We start from the raw sequence: 3,009 nt of genomic DNA on the forward strand, positions 1-3,009 counted from the left end.
CCTTGGCGCCTTGCCCACCTTCCGTTGCCGTCCATTATTATCGCTATGTGCTTGGGTACCTTCATGCCTTCTCACTCTCCCATTAAGACCTTCTGCTCTCTCGCTCTGACCGCTGCGTCCGAGGTTGGGAACCTCTCTATTAAGATAGAGTAGTACTCGTTAGCCTTGGCAACGTCCCCCCTGTCAAGGCTTATCCTCATGAGCTGATAGTAGGCGTCGGGGAGCTTGTTGCAGTCAGGCAGCTTTCCCTTTTCACACTTCTCAACGAGGCTTGTGTATATCTCCTCCGCCCTCTTTGGGTCACCCAGCTCCTGATATATCTTCCCTATCCAGAAAAAGGCGTTGTCGGTGTACTTGTTCTCGGGAAATCTCCTTATGAAGTCCAAGAAGGCATCTCTCGCCTCGTAGAGCTTTTTAACGCTGTAAAGCTCAATAGCCTTCTTGTAGGCTGCCTCCGCATCCTCTTCGGGCTTCTCCTCTTCCACCTTCTTACCTTCTTCTGCAGGAGGCTTCAGCTCCTCCGCAGGAGGGAGCTTCTTGGGTTCAACACGCACAACCTCCGAGCCTTCCTTTGGAGGGCTTTCGTGTTCAGACACCCCCGTGAAGAGCTTCAGCTTTATCCTCTCAAGCTCAAGTCTGAGCTCCGATATGAGCTCCGTAAGCCTGTCTATCCGTTCGTTCGTTCTGTCTATGTCCTCTTTGAGGCTCTTTTGCTTTTCCTCAAGACGTGTCAGCTTTATCTCTATCTCCGCAACCCTGTCAGGCTTCTCCGATACAGGAGCGCAGGCGATTATTGAGATTCCGACCAGAAAGAGAAAAAGCCTCTTCATTCCTCCTCTTCCTCCTTATAAAAATAATACTCTCTGTAAGGTATCCGATGCTTGAAGTAGTAGAAGTAGTAAATCCTGCCCGTTTCCTTGTCCCTGACAACCCGTACGAGGATTCCGTAGTTGTCGGTAACCTGCTGGAGGTAATTGAACTCCTGGTCTGTTTTCTTGAAATGCTCCCTTACCTCCTCCCTTATCCTGTCCTTTATATCCTTGATTAGATTGAAGAGGTTTATGTCCTTCCTGAGCTCTTCCTCGGTAAAGAACTTTCCCTTGATCTTCTCTATCTGATGCTCGTGTATCATCCTTCCCTCCCGGTAGGTCCGGGATTAGTATTATATAGGAGGAATTGGGGTATGAAAGAGTTTACCTTTATAGCAGGTCCCTGTGTTATAGAGAACGAAGGCGTTGTCCTAACCGTTGCCCAGAGGCTCCGTGAGCTCGCCGACAGGTTCCCCGACGTTGAGTTTGTCTTCAAGTCCTCCTTTGATAAGGCAAACAGGTCATCAATCTCCTCCTTCAGAGGACCGGGGCTTGAGGAGGGTCTGCGAATACTCGCTAAGGTCAAGGAGGAGTTCGGACTCAAGGTAACGACCGACATACACGAGAGCTGGCAGGCTGAACCTGTGGGTAATGTGGTTGATATAGTTCAGATCCCCGCCTTCCTATGCCGGCAAACGGACCTCCTTCTCGCTGCCGCCCGTACCGGGAAGGCTGTCAACGTTAAGAAAGGTCAATTCCTTGCCCCTTGGGATACAAAGAACATAGTTGAGAAGCTCAGACACGGAGGAGCAAGGGATATATTCCTCACCGAGAGGGGGGTGTCCTTTGGCTACAACAACCTCGTTGTTGACTTCAGGAGCCTCCCCATAATGTCTCAGTTTGCGAAGGTCATATTTGATGCTACCCACAGCGTCCAGCTGCCCGGAGGGATGGGAAACAGGTCTGGAGGACAGAGGGAGTTTGCCTTTCCCCTTATGAGGGCTGCCGTTGCTGTAGGGTGCGATGGCGTCTTCATGGAAACCCATCCAAATCCCGAGGAGGCTCTCTCCGACGGACCGAACCAGATACCCCTTAAGGACTTAGCCTTCGTCGTTGAAGCTATCCTTGAGATAAGGGATGTTGCCCAGAAGTACAGGGGTGTGCCTGTTGGTTAAAAGGGTATATATTCAAAGTTCGTAATGGGAGAACTCAGGCTCCCCTTCAACTTTGTGGGTATAGTTGACCCGATTGAGGTAAGCAGGGAAGGGTGGGAGCGCCTTCTATCAAGTCCGAGGGAGTTCAAGATATACTTAGACAAATACCTCTGGCTTGCCGGAAGGACGAGGAGGGAGAGGCTCGTTCTCTCGGGGATAAGGTTGATGCCCTTTGGTCTCGGCAGGGAGCCCATACTCATATCCCTCTGGAAGAGCGAGTACATAGGGTTCTATGAGATAGAGGACATACTCAGGAAGGAGGGACCGAGGTCCCTGATAAGGATAGTCGGCGATCTTCCCGAGAGGGTTGAGTTCGGTCAGAGGGAGTTCAGATACGTTCTCGTCCCGCCAGCTGAGGAGTTCACCCGACTCACATCCTGGGTATTCAAGCTCGGCAGGAAGGCACCGGAGGTCTTTGGATGGCCGGACATAAAGCACCCAGAGCCCGAGCAGGTGGAGAGGATAATCAAGAAGATGGAGCTGGAGGGCATCCGTCAGCCCGAGAAGTACAAGCCCCACCCGAGCTACAGACCTACCAGCCTCTCCTTCTTCCTCAAGCTCTTCATAGTTGTGTGGAGAAACGCCTTCCTGAAGTCTTACGGGCTCTCAATAAAGAAGGACAACGAGAGGCTTGTTTATCTGGCGAGCCCTCCGGAGGCTGACAGCTCTCCTCTACCCCCACCTCCCGCTGAGATAGAGGGCATAAAGCTCACGAGTGTTGGAAGCGGAGGGGTGGATAGAACCCTTGAGGAGGAGGCGATAGACCTCCTCTTTAATCTCAGCCTCTGGTGACTATATTTAGATGTAAGGAGGGTTTTGCTATGGAGGAGAAGCCCAAGATAGAACCGACGGGTCCTGGAGAGCCCTTTGACCCTGATGTTCACCCAGACTGGGAACCGAGGAGGCTCTGCCCGGACCAGAAGATAGACCATACCGTTCCCGACGAACCTACCGAACCCTGATAAAATAGGGGTATGTACTCTCTC

Annotated in this window: 5 protein-coding genes; 3 read left to right on the forward strand and 2 right to left on the reverse strand. The window is 51.8% G+C overall.

Annotated elements, in window-relative coordinates; translation table 11 throughout:
* Window positions 1–71: 71 nt before the first annotated feature.
* Window positions 72–830: a tetratricopeptide repeat protein gene (locus tag AC1HCM_RS04340; protein WP_479460553.1), complete on the reverse strand. Its 759-nt coding sequence runs from the start codon at window positions 828–830 to the stop codon at window positions 72–74.
* A complete protein-coding gene (locus AC1HCM_RS04345; protein ID WP_479460554.1) occupies window positions 827–1,132 on the reverse strand; it encodes a hypothetical protein in 306 nt (101 codons plus the stop codon). Before AC1HCM_RS04345 ends, AC1HCM_RS04340 begins: the two co-directional genes overlap by 4 nt.
* Window positions 1,133–1,183: 51 nt before the next feature.
* On the opposite strand from AC1HCM_RS04345, the gene kdsA reads away from it, so the two are divergent.
* From kdsA to AC1HCM_RS04360, 3 genes are read left to right on the forward strand one after another with little or no spacing between them, the layout of a single operon-like run.
* Entirely contained in the window at window positions 1,184–1,984 is an 801-nt protein-coding gene (gene kdsA / locus AC1HCM_RS04350; RefSeq protein ID WP_479460555.1) for a 3-deoxy-8-phosphooctulonate synthase, read from the forward strand.
* A gap of 24 nt (window positions 1,985–2,008) precedes the next feature.
* Complete coding sequence (locus AC1HCM_RS04355) at window positions 2,009–2,815, forward strand: hypothetical protein (RefSeq protein ID WP_479460556.1); 807 nt, start codon at window positions 2,009–2,011, stop codon at window positions 2,813–2,815.
* Window positions 2,816–2,844: 29 nt separating this feature from the next.
* Window positions 2,845–2,985 carry a hypothetical protein gene (locus AC1HCM_RS04360; protein WP_479460557.1) on the forward strand — a complete coding sequence of 47 codons (141 nt, stop codon included), beginning with the start codon at window positions 2,845–2,847 and terminating at the stop codon, window positions 2,983–2,985.
* Window positions 2,986–3,009: the final 24 nt, after the last annotated feature.

This window comes from Hydrogenivirga sp., assembly GCF_056450045.1.